The sequence below is a fragment of the Mucilaginibacter sp. R-33 genome, from assembly GCF_049949235.1.
Taxonomy (GTDB): Bacteria; Bacteroidota; Bacteroidia; order Sphingobacteriales; family Sphingobacteriaceae; genus Mucilaginibacter.
Genome location: NZ_CP188089.1, coordinates 2,059,879 through 2,079,357, shown reverse-complemented (window position 1 = coordinate 2,079,357; position 19,479 = coordinate 2,059,879). Strand labels below are relative to the sequence as shown.

Below are 19,479 nucleotides of genomic sequence, written 5' to 3'. Positions count from 1 at the left end.
TTTTTTCAATCAGTCTTTGATCGTTCCGTCTTCCATTTCAATAATTCTATGAGTTTTACCCGCGAATTCACTGTCGTGTGTAACTACAAGTATAGTCTGCTGATATCTGGAAACCAATTCACTAAAAATGTTAAATACAGTTTCTGTATTTTTTTTATCCAAATTACCGGTCGGCTCATCAGCCATGATAATTAGCGGGTCATTGATCAATGCCCGTGCAATGGCTACCCTTTGCTTTTGCCCGCCAGATAATTGATTCGGCTTTTTTTTTGCTTCCGTTTCAACGCCTAATACTTTTAATTTTTCAAAAGCCCGGTGTTCAGTTTCTTCTGCGCTGTATTTCCCAAGCCTCAGGCCTGGGAGCATCACATTTCGGAGTACAGAGAATTCATTTAACAGGTAATGGAACTGAAATACGAAGCCTATTTTTTCGTTTCTTACCGAGGCCAGCTCCGGTTCGTTCTTTTGTTTCATACTGATATGATCAATCCTAAGGTCTCCTTCATAATCAGTGTCCATGGTTGAAAGGATATATAATAGTGTTGATTTGCCGCAGCCTGATTTTCCCATAATTGAGGCGAATTCGCCTTTATGAAGCGAAAAATTAACATCCCTCAATACTTTTACCGCTTTGGGTTCATAAAAGGTTTTTGAGATGTTTAAAGCTTCTAATATTATTGAGTCCATGTTATTTCCCTCTTATAATGATTACAGGATCTACTTTACTTGCTTTTTTAGAGGGAAAATATCCCGCAAAATAGGTGGTTAGAAAAGAGAATAGACCAGCGATAAAATAAAAACCTATATTGAAATCAATGGGATAGGTTTTAATTGTTGGAAGCGCGGTTGTATTAAATGGGATGTGGTTTATGATAACAGATAAGATGAAACCCAGAATCAGCCCTGCCAGGCCGCCAAAAATACCTATGCCTAATGCAATTGTACTAAATATGCGACTGACATCTTTGCCTGAAAATCCTGTGGCTTTTAATATTGCGATTGAATCGAGCTTTTCATAAATCATCATATTCAGAATATTATATATCCCAAAACCTGCTACAATCAGTAAAGTTACCCCAACTGTGTAAGATATCAGCGAGCGGATAAAGCTACCGGTATCAAATTGTGAATTGGCCGTTTGAATATCCATCGCATCTATATTAAATACCTGCCTGTAATAAGCTGCAATTTTCGGTGCTTCGCTGATGTTTTTTAATTTGACCTGGATGTCTGTGATATAATTGTTTGATTCGTCAAGTAATTTTTGAGTTGTTGCGATAGAGGTATAACTTTGCTTGTTGTCAATCTCTTCAAGACCGGATTGATAAATTCCTACTACTTTTAAAGGCACCTGGTTGCCATTAGCCGGGGTTACGTGAATGATGTCTCCGAGATGGACTATCATTTTTTTTGCAATGCCTTTTCCTAAAATAATACTGTTGGGAGTATTTTTCAGGTCAATGAATTTGCCTGCTATAATATAGTCCCCAAATAAAAAAAGTTGATTTTCCTTGTTCGGATCAATCCCGTTAATAAGCCCGGTGATATTAACCTCTCCGGTATTGTAGAATATTTGCGCGGTAATTAGCGGTGAAAGTCCCTGCACGCGTGGATCGACTGCGATAGCCTTCATTATAGCCTTGCTATTGTAAATGCCCAGGCGCTTGTTCTGCGGCTTAACGGAGCTTACAAAGTTGTAACTGTGGCGGTACGCGTTGGTAAGGTCCACTGGTTGATGCCGTGCAGCTGCAATTTCATTATACAATCTGATATGGGGAGTGCGGTTTATTACCAGCCCATCTAAAAGCTTGTTTAAGCCACCCATAAAACTCAATAGGGCAATAAACATTGTTATGCTAAAAGTTACACCGGTTGCGGCAACAATCGTCTGTCTTAAGTGGGCTAATAATAAAGCTACCGCAATATTCCAGGTCAGCTTAAAATTCATGGTATCGGTTTTATTAGTTCATCATTTAACTGTAGACCAGAAATTACTTCTACTTGCAGGTAATCACTAAGACCTGTTTTTATTTTAAGTTTTTCACCGTCGCTTCTTACAACAATAGAATCATTGAGCAAGTAGCTTCTGGGAATAAGCAAAGCCTTTTTTCGGGTTTGGATAATTATATTTGCTTCCAAAGTAGTGTTAGGATACAATTTTAGCGGCGGGGTAGTAAAAATAGCTTCAACGCGAAATGTTTTGGTGTGTTCGTTCATTTCCGGATATATTTTGGTCACTCTGGCTTCAAATACCTTACCTCTGTAACTGTCCATCGTAACAAAAACGGTGAGCCCCGGATTTACCTTAACGATATCATATTCGTCCACTTGTAATTCAAGTAAGAAACAGTCGGCTTTGCCAATGAGGGCCAGCGGCGTTTGCGGGCCAACAGTTTCGCCAGGATTTTTGTAAAGGTTATATACTATTCCGGCTATATTGCTTTTAACGGTAAAGTCACTTTCCTGTTGTTTGTTAATACTGAGATTGTTTATGCTTTGAGCGGCGTTATAACGCAATTGCCTTTTTAATTCTGTGAAATTAATTATGGCTGTTTGTAAGGCTGTTTTTGAATTGACTACGGCTAATTCCCTTTCCTCAAGCTGTACTTTCGTACCGATCTGCTGACCCCACAGTTCTTTTTGCCTGACCAACATTACCGAGTCGTTCAGCATCCTGTACCGGGCCTGATCAACCACAATTGCCGCTGCGGCCAGTTTATCTTTATTTAGCTTATAGTCAGCAAATGAAGCCGATATCATCGCGTTTTCAACATTTAGCTTTTGATTTTCTTTTTTAATAGATATTAAAGGAGTTCCAGCAGTAACATATTGGCCTTCAGTTACAAATTGTTCCTGAATGATACCGCTAACTGAGGCAAAAGCTTGATATTGATCCCCGCTTTTAATTATGCCAGACGCATATACAGACTCTGATATGGAAGCAACTACCGGCCTTATTTTATCGCTTTTTAATTGACAGGAAAAGCTGAACAGAAACGTGGATGCAGTAATTATCGCTTTTACAATATTTATCTGATGGTTTGTTATATTATCAGTAATACTAAAGCTCCTAACAATTTTCATATTGCTAATGTCATCACTCTTAAGTACTTTAAGTTTGATAAATATCAGGATGAATAGTGACGGTGCTCACGCCAATTTGGTGGCAGGCATAATTTTATGATCTGCATCAACAAGTTATTTGATGTGTGTCATTCTTTTTGCTGGGCGTTATTCAAAACTTTACACAATATGAATGTAGCCATGGGCTGCACTGAAGAAGATTTGGATACTCACAAAATATTGCAATGAAAAAGTCAGTTCTTTTGTTATTCACTTTCTGTTCGTTTTTTCTGATTAATGTATTCGCCCAGGAAAAGAAGGGGATTACCAATAACGCAATTAACGAACAGCTCAAAAGCGCTGCTACGTCGCAGCAATTACATTACCCGCAAAGCGTTACCCGGTTTTATCGCCAAAACAATTACCTTCCGGTATGGACTAATCCGGAATCGCGTCAAAACACCGGGAATGCAATGGTGCTTTTAGATTGTGTGTTACAATACGGATTATCGCATGATGATTTTCATCCTAAAGAGCTTCAGTTTGATATGCTCCGCGATATTTTGGAAAATCCAGGTTCGGTCAGTGACTCCTTAAAGGCACAGTTTGATGTTTTGCTTACAGATGCTGTCATTACCATGCTGAACTATTTGCATTATGGAAAGCTTAATCCTGACTACGGATTCGACAGGGTAGACCATGGGATGGATGTACCATTTCATGCAGAAGCTAAACTACAGGACATTATACATTCGCAGGAGTTTACGAAAGCTGTTTTGGAAGTACAACCTAATGCAAAGCTCTATACCGCTTTTCAGGAAATGCTGCACATAATCAGAGGACAGGCTCCGGATGATTGCTATGGAACCCCAGGAAATGATGTAATGAAAATCGCCGTCAACATGGAAAGAATCAGGTGGGCAAACGTTGATGACCGGGAAAAATATATACAAATCAATATCCCTACCTACGAGCTGACATTTCATTTGCCGGATACATTGGTGGTATTTAAAGCTATTGTCGGGACGCCACAAACTCCCAGCCCGACTTTGCAGAGCCAAATCACTTATTTTACTTCTTTTCCAGACTGGCTTGTTCCTGACCGGATATTTATCCGCGACATCCTTCCGAAAGCAATAGCTGATAGTTTATTCCTTGACCGGCTTCAGATCAGTATTTATAATAAGGCTGGTCAATTAACAGATATCACTAACGCCCAACTTAAGAGCATATTGGCTTCGCCCCAGGGCTATTACGCTAAACAGGCTCCCGGCTGTGATAACACCTTGGGATCGCTGGTTTTTCATTTTCAAAATTTGTACAACATATATTTAAATCAAATTGCTGATCAAAAGCTGTTTGAAAAAGATAAACGTGATTTAAGCAATGGTTGTATCTGGTTAGATAACGCTGCCGGGCTCGCCGCGTTATTGCTCAAATATGACGCTTCAGAGCAAAGCGACAAATTGTTTAAATTCTTAAAAAATCAAAGACACATAATTTCGTGCTTAATAAACCTGTTCCTATAAAAATCACTTACCTGACATGTGACATAAAAAAAGGTGAACTAATCAGGTTTGAGGATATCTACAATATGGACACAAACCTGGAATTGGCTATTTACGGCAAGCTTCAACGCAATACGAGCATAAGATAAGCTTCGTGTTGCGCAAAAATTGTTAAATCAAATTTTGAACCTTTAACTTATAAGCGGCCACTACTACCAGCGTCAAAACATAGTAGGCCATCAGAAAATTCATCATTTAGTGTACGGGAATAATATAATTTTCTGATATTCAAAACCATGAAAGGGAATCAACAGGTTAAGAAACAAAAGAACCATTTTTTGAGATTTTTTTCAGTTTTAGGCCCGGGCCTTACTACTGGTGCTGCCGATGATGACCCCTCTGGCATTGCTACTTATTCGCAAACCGGCGCACAGTTTGGCTACAATCAGCTGTGGACAGCGCTGTATATGTTACCTTTTATGATTGCCGTTCAGGAAGCTTGCGCACGCATCGGCATGGTAGCAGGTAAAGGCATATCAGCTGTAATTAAGGAACATTACAGCAAAACTGTTTTATATACAGTTGTCGGGCTCGTATTAGTGGCCAATACAATCAATATCGGGGCCGATATAGGAGCTATGGCAGCTGCGGCCCAATTACTTATCCCAGCCTCATTTGTTGCATTAACGTTGTTTTTTACACTGTTAACCCTCCTTCTGGAGATTTTTACTTCTTATCATTCTTATGCCAGGATATTAAAATGGCTTGCGGTAACTTTGTTGGCATATCCCATAACTTTGTTTATTGTACACCAGCCATGGCTTACCGTCCTGAAAGCAACTGTTATCCCTCATTTTGAGTTAAATTTTAATTTTCTATTTATCATAACCGGGGTATTGGGGACCACAATTTCTCCATATATGTTTTTTTGGGAAGCCTCACAGGAAGTGGAAGAACAGAAAGAAAAGGAAAGGCTTTCGCGACATAAACCCAGGCCCGGTTGGATGCAAATTAAAAGAATGCGGATTGACAACACCGTTGGCATGATATTTTCAGAATTCACTACCTGGAGTATTATCGTGGTAGCTGCAACAGTTTTGCATAATAGCGGTGTAACTGACATAAAAAGTGCGTCTGATGCGGCAAGGGCAATAGAGCCGCTGGTGCATACCTTTCCTAACGCCGGATTTTTAGCCAAATTAATTTTTTCGATCGGCATTATAGGCCTTGGTTTATTGGCTATTCCGGTACTTTCAGGCTCGGTAGGATATGCCGCTTGTGAGGCTTTTGACTGGAAGGCCGGGCTTAATTTAAAATTGAAAAAGGCGCGCTCTTTTTATGCCGTCATATGCGTTGCCACTTTAATTGGATTACTAATCAATTATATTGGCATCGATCCTGTTAAGGCATTAGTTTATGCGGCTGTATTGAATGGGATAGCAGCGGTACCACTATTGTTCCTGATTGCCAGGATCTCCTCTAACCCCAAAATCATGGGGGAGTACAATAGCAAGTTTATTTCCAAATTGCTGCTTTGGAGCAGTTTTGCTGCCATGGGGGCAGCTGCAATAGCTTTGTGTTATACATTGTATTAGCACGGGATTTGGACACATCAATTTAATGATTTAAATTACACAATATACTGCTCACCGATATGAGTTTTAAAATCCTGATCATTGAAGATTCCGCGGATATTCGCGAGGGTGTAGTGGAAATACTGGGGCTGGCCGGCTATACCGTATTTTCAGCAAGTAATGGTAAAATGGGATTGGAATTGGCTAAAGTCCAGTTACCTGATTTAATACTTTGCGATGTCATGATGCCGGAAATGGATGGGTATGGTGTGCTGTTTATGCTCGGAAAATCGGCCGACACGGCTAATATCCCTTTCATTTTTCTTACAGCCAAAGCCGAACGGATCGATTTGCGTAAAGCTATGGAAATGGGTGCCGACGATTACCTGACCAAACCTTTTGATGACGTAGAATTACTTAATGCAATCGAAAGCAGGTTGAAAAAGAAAAAGCAACAAAAGGAATTTTACAGTAAGGGGTTGGACGAACTCAGTAATATAGTTGCGAGGACTGATGGGTTGAACGAACTAAAGCGTGTTATCCGGGAACGCAAGATTCGTTCTTTTAAAAAGAACCAGGTGATTTATTATGAAGGTGACAGAGGAAATGGACTATACGTTGTTCTTAGTGGAAAGATAAAGACCAGTAAACTTGCAGACGATGGGCGCGAATTGATTACCGGTTTACATACCCCGGATCAGTACCTTGGTATTCAGGCATTGCTTGCCGGCGAGGCATATTCAGAAACCGCAAGCGCCCTTGAGGATAGCCAATTGTGCCTCATACCCAAAGAGCAGTTACAGGAAATGTTGAACCTATACCCGGAAGTAACGGATAGTTTTATCAAATTGATGGCAGGTCAGATAAGGGAAAGCGAAGAGCGATTACTGCAACTTGCATATTATTCTGTCAGAAAAAAGATGGCGGATGCGATTCTGAGGCTCTATCGCCAAAGCGATTCCCCAAATGAAGGCATCCGGATCTCGCGTGAAGACCTGGCTGCACTTGCAGGTATGGCTACTGAAACAGTTAGCCGTACCCTGTCGGATTTTCGTAACGAAGGCCTGATTGAAAAGAATGGAAGTGTAATAACAGTGCTTGATCTGCAGCGATTGGTTAAAATGAAAAACTGAATTTGCCGAAAAAGACAGGCACGCAATAGGGGCGTTATGCACATAATTGCCGCGCTGAATTTATCTGTTTTTACCAATTAAAAATTACTACGGATAACCATACACTTTAATACCAGACAAAATCATCATCAGTACTATTATTGCTATCAGACTGATAGCAATCAAAAAGGTTATTGCCGTGTTTTTGTGATTCGTAACCATAGCTAATGAGTTAGTGTATGTAATGGATAAGATGGGAGCGGGCCCGACCTTGCCCAGGTAGTTTCAAATAATTGAATGCTCTTTCTAATTTCCTGACTTTCTTGATCTGTTCTCATGCTCCCTGTTAATGAGTAATTAATATGTAAATAAACTATATATCAGCGATGTATGCTGTGATTTCTGTCAGCAAGATCATTGATTCTCGTCATGGATAAGAGGGGAGTAGTACTCATAAAAGCTTTTTGTATCTCGTTTCGGGTTAAGAATCGAGTGACGCTATAGTGGGCTGTGGTGTAATTGACGGTTCAGGGGTGACCATTGTCATTTTTGCATTAGCTCCGGTTCGGTAACTTGTATAACCAAATCAAATTACCGCTATGAATGGAATTATTATTTATCAGGGCAAATATGGTGCAACCAGGCAGTATGCGCATTGGCTTGGAGAGACATTGCAGATGCCGGTATCAAAAGTGGAGAATGTAACACCTGCAGTTTTAGCTCTTTATGATACCATTATTATAGGCAGCTCAGTTTACATCGGTCGGCTGGTATTGCAAGATTGGTTAAAGGAAAATGACATCAGGCTAAAAGACAAAAAGCTTTTCATTTTTATTGTTTGCAGCTTCGCAGTTAATGACATGGCGCAACAACGGGAGATAATAAAAAATAATCTTGGTACCAAGATCAAAGATGTTGCCGAAATATTTTTCCTGCCCGGCAGGTGTGTCGTTTCCGGGCTGTCGTGGAAAGACCGGCTTATGCTAAAATTGGGCGCCTGGATTGAAAAAGATCCTGAAAAGAAATCAGTGATGCGTAATGGGTTTGATCATCTCGAACGGAGTCAGCTTAAACCTCTAATCGAAAATATTCACCGTATGGCTGATGACTGACTTTACCGGTTTGTATGCATAAAGCAAGGCGTTGTAAAAGGACGTATTCATCGATAAAAGTAGCTGCTTATCCCAATACATACACATATGCCCAGTTAGCGAAATGCTAATTACATATCGTTCATAACCAATACAGCCGCTCCGCTAATTTGGCCTGATCTGAATTGATTTATCGCCTCATTGGCTTCAAATAAGCGGAATACTTTCGTTTGTGTTAATACTTCGATGTTTTTTAAAATAGAAAAGAAATTCAAACCATCCTGACGGGTTAAATTAGCCACCGACTTAACAGACCGTTCGCCCCAGAGCAAGTTATATGGAAATTCGGGTACATTGCTCATATGGATACCGCCACAGATTACCTGGCCTCCTTTGTCTACATCTTTTAAAGCTTTGGGAATAAGTTCCCCTGCGGCAGCGAAAATTATAGCCGCATCCAACACTTCGGGTGGTACGTCGTAACTTCCGCCAACCCAGTGTGCACCCATGGTCTTTGCAAATCGCTGCGCACGCTCGTCCCCATCTCTGGTGAACGCGAATACTTGTTTACCCTGCGCTATAGCTACCTGGATCAAGATATGAGCAGCAGCGCCAAATCCATAGAAACCAACATTTTTGGCCGATGGTGCGATCATGCTATAGGAACGAAACCCGATCAAACCTGCACAGAGCAGGGGGGCTGAAGCCGGCTGATTATATCGTTTGTCTAATATAAAACAAAAACGTGCGTCGGCCACCGTATATTCGGAATAACCGCCATCAATGGTGTATCCCGTAAATAAGGGGGCATCACAAAGGTTCTCCATGCCCAACAGGCAAAATTTACAACGCCCACAGGTATGACCGAGCCAGGGAACACCCACTAACTGACCGGAAGAAAGTTCAGTTACAGTACTGCCCGTTTTAACCACGGTTCCGATAATTTCGTGGCCGGGTATCAGCGGAAGCTTTGGTTTATCCAGTTCGCCATCTAATATATGGAGGTCGGTACGACAGATACCACAGGCAATTATTTTGATCAGCACCTGATAGTCAGAAGGCTGAGGAATGGGAACCTGGCGATATATCAGTGGCCCGCCGGCTTTTTCAAGCACCATTGCCTGCATGTCACCAGTGTGTTTCATATTAATCTTTTATTAATTTACAATAATCTTAATATCCTGTTTCAGAAAGTTACCTGTTCATTAACATACCATTTGAGAGTAACCGATATATCGCAGATTTCCGGCTCCGTTGCCAGTAGATGGTAAGAGAAAAACATTTCCTCCCGCGAGGCATAGCTATGTGTTACATTGCCGGCGCGCCAACGACTATAAAAATAGATTTTCGGCAAGTAAAAAAAGATGATATTATTGGCCTTTGAAAATGATAGTGGTCACTTGTCTTAAAATCAGCGACAATCAGTAATAACATGACCAATATCATTTTCGTGGTTGCCGGATGTCATTCATCCGGAATAACGCGCGTTGTAACCTTGTGTTATGAAAAATCAAATTAACATCAAACACATTAAGAACCTTAACAACGATGTGTTAAGGGGTATCGCGTTCTATACACAGGAGTTGGCTATTTTACAGGAAAGGTTACAGGAGATTGCCGGCGACAATACGGCCCGCGAAGTACAGGAACAAGTGGAACATTTTCAGAATCAGTTCATAATTCATGAAAAATGCCTTACGGAGCTAAAACAAGACATTCACCGTAATGACCTTGACATAAAAGCAGATCTTTTGCTTTCCGGTACTATGGTTTCTGAAAGTATAGCTGCCGAACATTCAAGAGTTCATGAGCGCTATCTTAACGAAGAAAAAATATTCAACGATTTGCGCCACGAGTTTAACCGGTTTTCTGCGGAGTGGTTGTGATTTATTTAATGGATAGTGACTCCCGGGGTATGTTTCCTGTTGCTGCCACTGTAAAAACCGGTGGCAGCAATTAAACCAGAAAAACAAGTCCGAATTGCTTCTTGAACGAAGCTTAATATGCTGTCCAGCCTCCATCAGCAGTTAGCACAGAGCCATTAATAAAGCTTGATTTTACCGAAGCCAGAAAAAGGGCAACTTCAGCAATTGCTTCGGGAGCTGCAGCACCTGGTGCATTGCCTGTTCCGGCGTTCATCCTTTCAAAACCAAATGGATTGGGTTCCATGCCAAAAACGATATTGGTATTCACTCCCCCCGGTGCTATAGCGTTGCAGCGGATATTTTTATCCGCATATTGATATCCTATGTTTTTAGTTAAACCGATTATTGCATGCTTGGATGCTGTATAAGCGGCACCGGCCCGGCCTCCCTGGAAGCCGCTGATGGATGCAATATTAATAACTGTACCGGAGCCGCTTTCCAGGAAAAGAGGTATAGCTTCACGGCAGGCAAAAAAACAACCGTTCAGGTTTGTTCCTATTACTTTCTCCCATAATTCGTCTGTTACATCGGTCACCGGAGTAAAATTGTCCATAACGCCGGCATTATTTACCAAAATATCAAGTGTGCCGAAAGTGTTGTGAACATACTTCATTACCAATTGCACATCGCCCTTTACGGAGATATCTGCAGCGATACATGCTACCATACCGCCATTTGCGCGAATTTCAGCCGCGACGGCTTCAATATTTGATTGATGGATATCGGTAAGCATAACTTTTGCGCCCTGTTCAGCGAAAAGCTTTGCAATGGCTTTTCCAATCCCTGATCCGGCCCCGGTTACAAGGGCCACTTTTTGTGATAGTTGTTTCATAATTGGTTTAACTTACATATACAAAAATCACTCGTAAACAACATGTAGAGAATGATTCCGGTCATTAAAAAATGTGATTAGAGGCGAATTACAAAATTTTAAACATGTTAATAGTCATTTGCCACTATATGCTATTTATGAATTTGCATATTAAAATATATTGCCCAAATGCTTATTGGGATTGCACAGCCTGTTGTTTTCTTCGCGCTTTTTCCTGGCTTTTGAAATAGCCCCTAAAAAGGAAATTGTGCTTGAGCGCTTCCATGTTTTTATTGAATCCATCTGTGCCCTGGCGCAGGTTATACATAGTTGCCCTTAAGTCTTTGGCAAATGCTGAATCTTTTAAAATCATTGGCAGCGAGCCATTCCCGCTGTTTAAATGGCCGTTTACGGTACGCGCCAGGTTATTCAGCTGCCAGGTTAACGAATCGGCGTTATCGCTTGCTTTCCTGATACTCGAAATAGCCGCCTGTAGGTTGCCGGCAGCTATGGTGTCCCTGAGCAAGACCCCCGCCGCTCCTTTTCCATTTTTTATCCCTACAATCAGATCATCTATACCATTGGTAATTTTGATAGCATTTGCGCTCGCTTTGTTTAAATTTTGCAAAGAGGCAAGTAAATTGCCGGAGACATTTTTATCGTTCAGCAGGGCCATGAATGTGCTGCCGTTAACCTTCAGGACAGTACCCTTTAACGCTTCTGAGATAACTGCAACGTTATTATTGGTTTTGGACAAGGTCTGCAACATTTCATCGGTACTGATTTTTTTTTGCGCTATAAGAAGATCATCTTCAATAACTTGTGGGCTTGGTAAGTTTGAAGGAACTATATTTACTATTTTATTGCCCATCAGCCCTTCTGTGCCAATTGAAGCAACCGCATTTTTATGAACATAGGATGTGAACTTGTTGTCGATTGATAATGTTACCTCAATTGTAGTATCATTGATCATGTTGATCTTTTTTACTGTACCAGATTGAATTCCGGAGAACTGTACGTTATTGCCAACGGTGAGGCCATTGAGGTTAGAAAACCTCACCCGTATGTTGAAATCGCTACCAAACAGGTTATGATTTTTGCCGATAAGATAGAAGGCAAGTATTAACACAAATAGGCCTGATAGTACGAATGCGCCAAGTTTTATATTGCCTGCTGTTTGGTTTGCCATAATTTATTCGAAAAATTGATGAATATTTGGATCTGTCGAATGTTCGAAATCAGTGTATGTACCTTGTGCATAACAACGACCGTCCAGCAGCAGAGCCACCCGGTCGGCGGTGTTTTTTACACAGTTCATGTCGTGTGTGATGATAATGGATGATGTATGGTATTTATCCTGCAGTTTCAAAATTAATTTATCGATTTCCCGGGCTGTAACCGGATCGAGCCCTGTTGTTGGTTCATCATATAATATCACTTCCGGTTTAAGGATCATGGTCCTGGCGAGAGCGACACGTTTTAGCATGCCTCCGGATAATTCTTCCGGCATCAGATCAACAGTATGCGCCAGCCCTACGTTTTCCAAAGCCTCCATAACCAGGGCTTCCACCTCGTTCTGCGAAGCAGCAATCCAGTGACGGCGTAAAGGAAATTCCAGGTTCTCACGAACGGTCATGGAATCGTACAATGCGTTGCCCTGGAAAAGAAAGCCAATGCGGGCGCGGACCTGATCGAGTACTTCGTGAGACATATCAGGGACATTTTGACCAAAAACTTTGATGTTTCCGCTATCAGGTTTCAACAAACCGATAATGCATTTGATCAGTACTGACTTGCCGGATCCGGATTTGCCAAGCACTACCACATTCTCTTCTTTTTTGACTGATAATGCAAAGTCTTGCAGCACGGTATGATCGCCGAAATGCTTACAAAGTTTCTCTATCACAATCACTTTGTTTTCGGTGGCTGTTTGTTTTTTCATGCTTTAATTTAAACCAAGCAGATCCGTGAGTTGCACAGCCAGCAAGTCGATGAAAAAGATTACTACAGATGATAACACAACCGCTGAGTTGGCCGAACTTCCAACACCCCTGGTACCTTTGCTTGATGTGTAACCTTTATAACAACCAACGATTCCAACAGCAAAACCAAAGAAAAATGTTTTAAAAAATGCAGGAAGTACGTCGCCGAAACTGAGACTTCTAAACACCTGAATAAAAAAAAGATAAAAGCTGGTGGCCGACCTGATATTAACGCCTATGTATGCTCCGAACAAGGCGATAGCGTCGCCCAGGACAGTGAGCACGGGTAGCATTAATGTAGTTGCCACGGTACGCGTAGCGACAAGGTACTTGAATGGATTGGTTCCGCTTACCTCCATTGCGTCAATTTGCTCTGTGACCTTCATGGATCCAAGTTCGGCTCCTATACTGCTGGCTATTTTACCTGCAAATATCAGCGCTGTTATAACCGGACCTATCTCCCTAACTATGGCAATGCCTACCATCACCGGAAGTTGAGATTCAACACCATAGGCAACCAGGGATGGCCGCAGCTGCATTGTAAGAACAAGGCCCATAATAAAACCTGTGAGGCCGATAAGCGGCAACGATTTATATCCAATTATATAGCATTGGTTTAATAATTCGCGGACCTCAAAGCGCGGTTTAATTCCGGTAGAGAAAAACTGGCCGGCAAATCCTGCGATATCCCCAGTGTCATTCAAAAAGGCTTTGATATTTTTAGTGAAAGCCATCGTTATATCTGTTTAACTTGATTTGAAAAAATGATCTACGGTAAAATTAATATGGGTCCGAAGAAAAATTTGTGATATCGGACAGCATTTTTTTTGATATCTATACCACTGATAAGTGACGCAAATCATTTTTAAGCCCGACGGAACAACTGGTTAACCAGGATATAAAAGATGGTTTTAACAGGTGTGTCATAGGCAGAAACCGGTTTGTGTTTATCCAAGAGATAACTCATGGTTTCCTTTCTTATACCGCACTTGGTTGAGACTTGTTCTTGCAGGATTTCAAGGCGTCATTAATATTTTCGATACCTTTAATCAATGCGTCCGCGTTAAAAGCGATGCTGTCGATGCCGGTTTCAACCAGTAGCCTGGTGAACGTTTCTGAATCGCTTGCCGCCTGGCCGCACAGGCCTACTTTTTTTTTCAGTTTATTTGCCTTTTGGATCATCATGACGATCAGTTGTTTGCTCGCGGCGTCCTGTTCGTCAAATAAGCCTGCTATGAGTGCTGAATCCCGATCAATGCCTAATGTTAATTGTGTAAGGTCATTTGAACCAATTGAGAAACCGTCAAATACTTCCGCGAATTCCTCGGCAAGTAATACATTGCTGGGAATTTCTGCCATAACGAAGATCTCAAGGTCATTCAGACCCCGTTTAAGCCCGCAGGACGACATCAGATCGATAACTTTTTGCCCCTCTTTAACTGTCCGGCAAAAAGGGATCATCAATTTAATATTATTGAAGCCCATTTCATCACGAACCACTTTCATGGCCTCGCATTCAAGCAGGAAGCCGTCGCGGTAATGATCATCATAATACCTGGAGGCCCCCCTGAAGCCAATCATCGGGTTCTCTTCCTTTGGCTCAAAGTACCTTCCGCCAATTAGGCCGGCATATTCATTGGTTTTAAAATCGCTCATCCTCACGACCACATCTTTCGGGTAAAATGCCGCTGCTATCGTGGCAACACCCTGTACAAGTTTATCTACAAAATAAGCTTTTTTATCGGCATAGCCAGCTGTTAGGTGAGCGATTTTTACCCGTTCCTGCTCGTCCAACACCTGGTTAAAGTGTGCGAGTGCCATCGGATGTATCCCAATTTGGTTCGCGATAATAAATTCAATTCGCATTAATCCAACACCTTGGTTGGGAAACATCGATGATTTAAAGGCCTGCCCCGGATCGGCTATGATTAGTTGGGCTTTCGGGTGTGCCGGCAGCTGGGCTTTGCTCACGTCACTGACCGTTTCAGTCCACTCCAGTTTGCCACTGTAAACCATCCCTGTCTTCCCCTCGGCGCAGCAAATGGTTATCATCTCACCATCCTCAATGTTATAGGTTCCGTTTGTCGTTCCAACTACAGCCACCGCGCCGAGTTCCCGGGCTATAATAGCAGCATGGCTGGTGCGGCCGCCATTATTAGTAACAATTCCCGCTACCTTTTTCAATACGGGGTCCCAATCCGGGCTGGTTGTTTCAGTAACCAAAATTTCGCCTTCTTTAAGCAGGTTAGCCTGGTCAGGAGTTTTGAGCACACGGGCCCTGCCGGCTGTAATACCATTGCCTATGGCAGCCCCCATGGTTATAACTTCCCCTTTTTCGGCAATTTTAAAACTTTTTACCTGTATCTTTTTTTCTTGACTATGTACAGTTTCGGGACGAGCCTGGATAATATAGAGTTGGTGATCGAATCCATCTTTAGCCCATTCAAAGTCCATAGGCTGACGGTAATGGTCTTCGATAATCAACGCCCAGTTGGCAAGCTTTTCAACTTCCTGATCGCTGAGCACAAATTTTTGCCGGAGTTCCCAGGGCGTATCCTGATTTATCGTTGGATTGGTTGCGTCGTCGGTAGTTGCGCAAACCATGGTTTTGTTTTTGCTACCAAGGTTTTTTTGGATAGTGGCCCTTAAATTTTTTTTAAGAGTTGGTTTAAACACCAGGAATTCATCAGGCGTAACAGTACCTTGTACGATATTTTCCCCTAATCCCCACACACCCGAAATATGTATAATATCCTTGAACCCACTTTCAGGTTCCAAAGTAAATCCGATACCGGAACACCCCATATCAGATCGCACCATTTTCTGGACTGCAACTGAAAGATAAACTTTCCCATGATCAAAATTTTTATCTTCCCGATATTTAATAGCGCGATCTGTATAAAGTGATGCAAAGCATTGCTTTACGGCAGTTAATAAAGCACTATGACCTTTAATATTCAGGAAGGATTCGTGCTGTCCTGCAAAACTCGCCCCTGGCAAATCTTCTGCTGTGGCACTGCTTCGCACGGCCACAGTCGGTTCTGCATTTTCAAAAATATAATCGTAGGCGTCTATGATTGCCATTTGCAGGTCATTCGGCATAACGGCGTCCATGATCAGTTTTCGGGCTCTGGCGCCGCTTATCGTTAAGTTAGAGAAGTTCTGCCGGTCTAAACCGGTCATCAAATCAATAAGCTTTTTTTCGAGCCGGTTGAACCCGATGAAATAACGAAAAGCTGCTACAGTTACAGCGAAGCCGTTTGGCGTATTTATTCCATTGTTGGTTAGTTGATTGTAAATTTCCCCCAATGAAGCTGTTTTTCCACCAACATCACCAATATCACCTATGGTGATTTCACTAAACTTTCTGATAAAATGTTCCATGTTACTGTTATTAAGCCGGCCGAAGAGCGTCCGGTTGTCAAAATCGCCGGTGTTGCCGACAGAAAATTTTTTAGTCTACTTTAATTTCTTTCTTTGCCGCCTGGTTTCTGCCGCTTTTTTTAAGTTCGATTTCCAAAAGGCCATTGCGATAATTGGCATTCACCCCGTCTTCCTCAACATTGTCTGGCAGCTTAAATGTGCGACGGAAGGAAGCAAAGGAAAATTCTTTACGTGTATAACTATCAATCTCTTCCTTTTCTTCTTTATTGGTTTCCGCACTGATGATCAGTAAGCCGTCTTCGGTAATGATTTTGAAATCGTTTTTTTTAAAGCCCGGAACAGCAAGGTCAAGCTTATAATGATTTTTGGTTTCACGGATATTTACAGCCGGGAGAAATTCTCCGCCGCTGGAAGTTTTATCAAAAAAACGGTCTGGACTCCAAAAATTCTCCATCATTGATTTCCATGATGGAACGCGATGTGATTTTATTAAGGCTGTCATAAATATGTTTGTTGAATGATTGGTTATCCAAATTTCGCCATGGGAGACATTAAGTATAATGACGACTGTCACGCTTTGGTTTGATTCATGTCAGTTTGGTGGTTTCTATATCGCAATACCTTTATAGTAACAAGTAATAAGTTATGAATGAATCTTTTAATGACAGGGAGTCGGCAATAGAAACCGGGCCTGCAATGCAAAATGTTTACCTGCAATCATTAGGTGCAGCAGGTACTGTAACCGGATCCAAGCATCTGCTGCTTACCCCCGGGGGGAACGTCATGATCGATTGCGGCCTGTTTCAAGGGATAAAGGCTTTGCGGGAAAAAAACTGGGAAAGCCTGCCTGTTAACCTGGCTGATATTAGTGCACTGATACTGACCCACGCACACCTCGATCACTGTGGCTATATCCCTTTACTGGTACGGAACGGGTATCGTAACAAGATTTACATGAGCCAGCCGACCAGGGACCTTGTAGAGCTTATTTTGCGCGACTGCGCCAAACTACAGGAAGAAGATGCCCAAAAGGCTAATAAATACGGCTACTCCAGACATCATCCGGCAAAGGCCCTTTACACCGTGAAAGATGTTGAGGCTGCGTTGCCCTATTTTGAAGTTTGTGAAATACATAAAACAATCAGCCTGGCTAAACAGCTAAGTTTTAGTTTGTACCCATGCGGGCACATCGCGGGTGCTTGTTCGGTCAAAATAAGTTGCTTTGAGAAGACAATTGTATTTTCCGGGGATATCGGGCGTGACCAGTCAGAGCTATTACCTGGACCCGAGCTATTAGGGCAAGCCGATTTTGTAGTCATGGAGTCTACTTATGGTGATCGCCTACACTCTGAAAATGACACTTCACAGGATTTAGCGGGTGCTATTAATGATACTATTTTTAGTAAAGGGAATGTCCTGATCCCATGTTTTGCAGTTGGCAGGGCCCAGGAAGTGATGCACCTGATCTATCGCTTAAAACAACATAATCTGATTCCGTCATCCATTCCGGTATACCTTGATAGCCCGATGGCCGCAGTTGCCGGAAAGACCCTGGTACACTTTCCCGAATGGTTTACTATTGATGAAAAAGAATGTGCCGACATGTTTAACAGCGTAACTATCAACAAGGATTATAAGAATACCGAAAAGATTATTAAAAGGGCAGGACCTAAGATCGTTCTTGCGGCAAGTGGAATGCTAACCGGAGGCCGTGTGCTGGAATATTTGAAGCGTTATTTGGGCGATGCGCGTAACACCATACTCCTGATTGGTTTCCAGGCCGAGGGCACACGGGGAAGGGCGTTGCTTAACCATACCCACGAATTGAAAATTCATGGTCAATATTACCCGGTAGTGGCGAAGGTACAGGAGATAGAAGGTTTGTCCGCTCACGCCGATCAGTCCGAATTGATTACCTGGTTAAAGCAGTTTCACAATTCGGTGTCGGGGGTTTACCTGGTACATGGCGAACCATGCGCACAAGACACTCTTCGGGTTAAGATCCAGGATGAGTTGAAACTAACAGTAAAGATTATGAAGCCTTACCACAAGGAACTTTTATTCAGTTTGAATCAACAGCTGTAATGTGATACGTGGTACTGTGTAATATCTTGATTTTGAATGCAACAATACTGTTAATCGGTGCCTGATGCTGTAAATTGACTGTATTGGTTAATTTAATGATAAACGTCATTTTTCTTTAGCTAATATTTATCAATATTTGAATACTGGTTACTTTCTAAGCCATTTAAAGCAGGGTTGTTAAATTGCAATGTTACGCGAACTTGTTAAGTGCGGATCATGGAAAAGCTCACATTTAATTTTTGTCATCCCGTAAAAGGTCTCCTCAGGCTTTTGAATAAACTTTATCCGGCAGAAATACGCGTAGTACCGATTGATGACCAGCACGGGGGCTTAATTGAAATTTCGGTAACAGGTCTCTGCAGCGGTAAATGGAAGGCAATGCTTGAGTGGGAACATGATGGCATGAATTATTATTATGAACAAGAATTTGAGATACCCGAGGTAAATTGAGTTTTAAATACCTATAATCCCCAATATAATTCTGTGGAAAATAATTGATTTACCGACAATCAATCCCAAACTCCTTATAATCACTTATTAAAGTATGGGTAAATGAAAAAAATCGGACCGCGTGCCTAAAATCTTTTCGAGGTCACCTTTATCTATTTCTTCCTTAGTTAACAATAGCGTTGCTAACTGGTCCAATATAGGCTTCTTTTTGGCAAGAGTTCCTTTCGCGTTCTGGTAGGCCTGCGCCAGCAATCCTATTATTTCATCGTCAATGATTTTGCTGGTTGATTTGCTGAAGGGTTTTTGTATTTCCAGATCGGTTTGACCGGTTGAATCGTAATAACTGACGTTTCCAAGCTTTTCGGCAAAACCATAATACATGACCATCGATCTTGCTTCTTTGGTCGCTTTTTCCAAATCATCCAACGCCCCGGACGATATTTCGCCAAATGTAAGTTCTTCTGCCGCCCTGCCTGCCAGGGTAGCACATAGAT

The 19,479-nt window shown here is 41.9% G+C and carries 17 protein-coding genes and 1 pseudogene; 7 read left to right on the top strand and 11 right to left on the bottom strand.

The window, feature by feature from the left end; genetic code table 11:
- Positions 1–9: 9 nt before the first annotated feature.
- Genes ACP26M_RS08945 through ACP26M_RS08935 form a run of 3 tightly spaced genes read right to left on the bottom strand, consistent with a single transcriptional unit; the run spans position 10 to position 3,084 of the window.
- Complete coding sequence (locus ACP26M_RS08945; RefSeq protein ID WP_426588072.1) at positions 10–687, bottom strand: ABC transporter ATP-binding protein; 678 nt, start codon at positions 685–687, stop codon at positions 10–12.
- Position 688: 1 nt separating this feature from the next.
- Positions 689–1,948: an ABC transporter permease gene (locus tag ACP26M_RS08940; RefSeq protein WP_426588070.1), complete on the bottom strand. Its 1,260-nt coding sequence runs from the start codon at positions 1,946–1,948 to the stop codon at positions 689–691.
- Positions 1,945–3,084 carry an efflux RND transporter periplasmic adaptor subunit gene (locus tag ACP26M_RS08935; protein WP_426588068.1) on the bottom strand — a complete coding sequence of 380 codons (1,140 nt, stop codon included), beginning with the start codon at positions 3,082–3,084 and terminating at the stop codon, positions 1,945–1,947. Before ACP26M_RS08935 ends, ACP26M_RS08940 begins: the two co-directional genes overlap by 4 nt.
- A 224-nt stretch (positions 3,085–3,308) precedes the next feature.
- Between ACP26M_RS08935 and ACP26M_RS08930 the strand changes: the two genes are divergently transcribed.
- The 4 genes from ACP26M_RS08930 (at position 3,309) to ACP26M_RS08915 (ending at position 8,369) form a co-directional block, all read left to right on the top strand.
- Positions 3,309–4,592 (top strand): L,D-transpeptidase family protein, encoded by a 1,284-nt coding sequence (locus ACP26M_RS08930; protein WP_426588066.1) that lies wholly within the window; start codon positions 3,309–3,311, stop codon positions 4,590–4,592.
- A 275-nt stretch (positions 4,593–4,867) separates the two neighbouring features.
- Positions 4,868–6,166 (top strand): NRAMP family divalent metal transporter, encoded by a 1,299-nt coding sequence (locus tag ACP26M_RS08925; protein WP_426588064.1) that lies wholly within the window; start codon positions 4,868–4,870, stop codon positions 6,164–6,166.
- Between the two features lie 59 nt (positions 6,167–6,225).
- Positions 6,226–7,278, top strand: a complete 1,053-nt coding sequence (locus tag ACP26M_RS08920; protein WP_426588062.1) for a response regulator — start codon at positions 6,226–6,228, stop codon at positions 7,276–7,278.
- 578 nt (positions 7,279–7,856) lie between these two features.
- Entirely contained in the window at positions 7,857–8,369 is a 513-nt protein-coding gene (locus ACP26M_RS08915; protein ID WP_426588060.1) for a flavodoxin domain-containing protein, read from the top strand.
- A 110-nt stretch (positions 8,370–8,479) separates the two neighbouring features.
- Here the strand turns inward: ACP26M_RS08915 and ACP26M_RS08910 are convergent, their stop codons facing one another.
- Positions 8,480–9,493 carry a zinc-dependent alcohol dehydrogenase family protein gene (locus ACP26M_RS08910; protein ID WP_426588058.1) on the bottom strand — a complete coding sequence of 338 codons (1,014 nt, stop codon included), beginning with the start codon at positions 9,491–9,493 and terminating at the stop codon, positions 8,480–8,482.
- Between the two features lie 357 nt (positions 9,494–9,850).
- Here ACP26M_RS08910 and ACP26M_RS08905 point away from each other — a divergent pair, with 357 nt between their 5' ends.
- Positions 9,851–10,234: a hypothetical protein gene (locus ACP26M_RS08905; RefSeq protein WP_112653711.1), complete on the top strand. Its 384-nt coding sequence runs from the start codon at positions 9,851–9,853 to the stop codon at positions 10,232–10,234.
- Positions 10,235–10,346: 112 nt separating this feature from the next.
- Here ACP26M_RS08905 and ACP26M_RS08900 read toward each other — a convergent pair whose 3' ends face one another.
- The 6 genes from ACP26M_RS08900 to ACP26M_RS08875 form a co-directional block, all read right to left on the bottom strand.
- Positions 10,347–11,105 carry an SDR family oxidoreductase gene (locus ACP26M_RS08900; protein WP_426588056.1) on the bottom strand — a complete coding sequence of 253 codons (759 nt, stop codon included), beginning with the start codon at positions 11,103–11,105 and terminating at the stop codon, positions 10,347–10,349.
- Between the two features lie 172 nt (positions 11,106–11,277).
- Positions 11,278–12,273, bottom strand: coding sequence for an MlaD family protein (locus tag ACP26M_RS08895; RefSeq protein ID WP_426588054.1), 996 nt, complete (start codon positions 12,271–12,273; stop codon positions 11,278–11,280).
- Between the two features lie 3 nt (positions 12,274–12,276).
- The gene (locus tag ACP26M_RS08890; RefSeq protein ID WP_426588052.1) at positions 12,277–13,026 is read right to left on the bottom strand and encodes an ABC transporter ATP-binding protein; all 750 of its coding nucleotides are present in this window, start codon (positions 13,024–13,026) and stop codon (positions 12,277–12,279) included.
- A 3-nt stretch (positions 13,027–13,029) separates the two neighbouring features.
- A complete protein-coding gene (locus tag ACP26M_RS08885; RefSeq protein WP_112653708.1) occupies positions 13,030–13,800 on the bottom strand; it encodes an MlaE family ABC transporter permease in 771 nt (256 codons plus the stop codon).
- Between the two features lie 244 nt (positions 13,801–14,044).
- Entirely contained in the window at positions 14,045–16,450 is a 2,406-nt protein-coding gene (gene ppsA / locus ACP26M_RS08880) for a phosphoenolpyruvate synthase (protein ID WP_426588049.1), read from the bottom strand.
- Positions 16,451–16,520: 70 nt separating this feature from the next.
- Entirely contained in the window at positions 16,521–16,952 is a 432-nt protein-coding gene (locus ACP26M_RS08875) for an Hsp20/alpha crystallin family protein (protein WP_426588047.1), read from the bottom strand.
- A gap of 143 nt (positions 16,953–17,095) precedes the next feature.
- Between ACP26M_RS08875 and ACP26M_RS08870 the strand changes: the two genes are divergently transcribed.
- Together ACP26M_RS08870 and ACP26M_RS08865 are read left to right on the top strand one after the other, a co-directional pair.
- Positions 17,096–18,535, top strand: a complete 1,440-nt coding sequence (locus tag ACP26M_RS08870) for an MBL fold metallo-hydrolase RNA specificity domain-containing protein (protein ID WP_426588045.1) — start codon at positions 17,096–17,098, stop codon at positions 18,533–18,535.
- Between the two features lie 216 nt (positions 18,536–18,751).
- A complete protein-coding gene (locus tag ACP26M_RS08865) occupies positions 18,752–18,985 on the top strand; it encodes a hypothetical protein (protein WP_091164184.1) in 234 nt (77 codons plus the stop codon).
- Positions 18,986–19,072: 87 nt separating this feature from the next.
- On the opposite strand, the pseudogene ACP26M_RS08860 reads toward ACP26M_RS08865, so the two are convergent.
- Positions 19,073–19,471, bottom strand: a pseudogene (locus ACP26M_RS08860) (ATP-dependent zinc metalloprotease FtsH); the annotation flags it as partial.
- Between the last annotated feature and the right edge of the window lie 8 nt (positions 19,472–19,479).

Coding starts and splice junctions, on each gene's coding strand:
- ACP26M_RS08945 (WP_426588072.1), bottom strand. CDS start 687: ATGGACTCAATAATATTAGAAGCTTTAAACATCTCAAAAACCTTTTAT.
- ACP26M_RS08940 (WP_426588070.1), bottom strand. CDS start 1,948: ATGAATTTTAAGCTGACCTGGAATATTGCGGTAGCTTTATTATTAGCC.
- ACP26M_RS08935 (WP_426588068.1), bottom strand. CDS start 3,084: ATGAAAATTGTTAGGAGCTTTAGTATTACTGATAATATAACAAACCAT.
- ACP26M_RS08930 (WP_426588066.1), top strand. CDS start 3,309: ATGAAAAAGTCAGTTCTTTTGTTATTCACTTTCTGTTCGTTTTTTCTG.
- ACP26M_RS08925 (WP_426588064.1), top strand. CDS start 4,868: ATGAAAGGGAATCAACAGGTTAAGAAACAAAAGAACCATTTTTTGAGA.
- ACP26M_RS08920 (WP_426588062.1), top strand. CDS start 6,226: ATGAGTTTTAAAATCCTGATCATTGAAGATTCCGCGGATATTCGCGAG.
- ACP26M_RS08915 (WP_426588060.1), top strand. CDS start 7,857: ATGAATGGAATTATTATTTATCAGGGCAAATATGGTGCAACCAGGCAG.
- ACP26M_RS08910 (WP_426588058.1), bottom strand. CDS start 9,493: ATGAAACACACTGGTGACATGCAGGCAATGGTGCTTGAAAAAGCCGGC.
- ACP26M_RS08905 (WP_112653711.1), top strand. CDS start 9,851: ATGAAAAATCAAATTAACATCAAACACATTAAGAACCTTAACAACGAT.
- ACP26M_RS08900 (WP_426588056.1), bottom strand. CDS start 11,105: ATGAAACAACTATCACAAAAAGTGGCCCTTGTAACCGGGGCCGGATCA.
- ACP26M_RS08895 (WP_426588054.1), bottom strand. CDS start 12,273: ATGGCAAACCAAACAGCAGGCAATATAAAACTTGGCGCATTCGTACTA.
- ACP26M_RS08890 (WP_426588052.1), bottom strand. CDS start 13,026: ATGAAAAAACAAACAGCCACCGAAAACAAAGTGATTGTGATAGAGAAA.
- ACP26M_RS08885 (WP_112653708.1), bottom strand. CDS start 13,800: ATGGCTTTCACTAAAAATATCAAAGCCTTTTTGAATGACACTGGGGAT.
- ppsA (WP_426588049.1), bottom strand. CDS start 16,450: ATGGAACATTTTATCAGAAAGTTTAGTGAAATCACCATAGGTGATATT.
- ACP26M_RS08875 (WP_426588047.1), bottom strand. CDS start 16,952: ATGACAGCCTTAATAAAATCACATCGCGTTCCATCATGGAAATCAATG.
- ACP26M_RS08870 (WP_426588045.1), top strand. CDS start 17,096: ATGAATGAATCTTTTAATGACAGGGAGTCGGCAATAGAAACCGGGCCT.
- ACP26M_RS08865 (WP_091164184.1), top strand. CDS start 18,752: ATGGAAAAGCTCACATTTAATTTTTGTCATCCCGTAAAAGGTCTCCTC.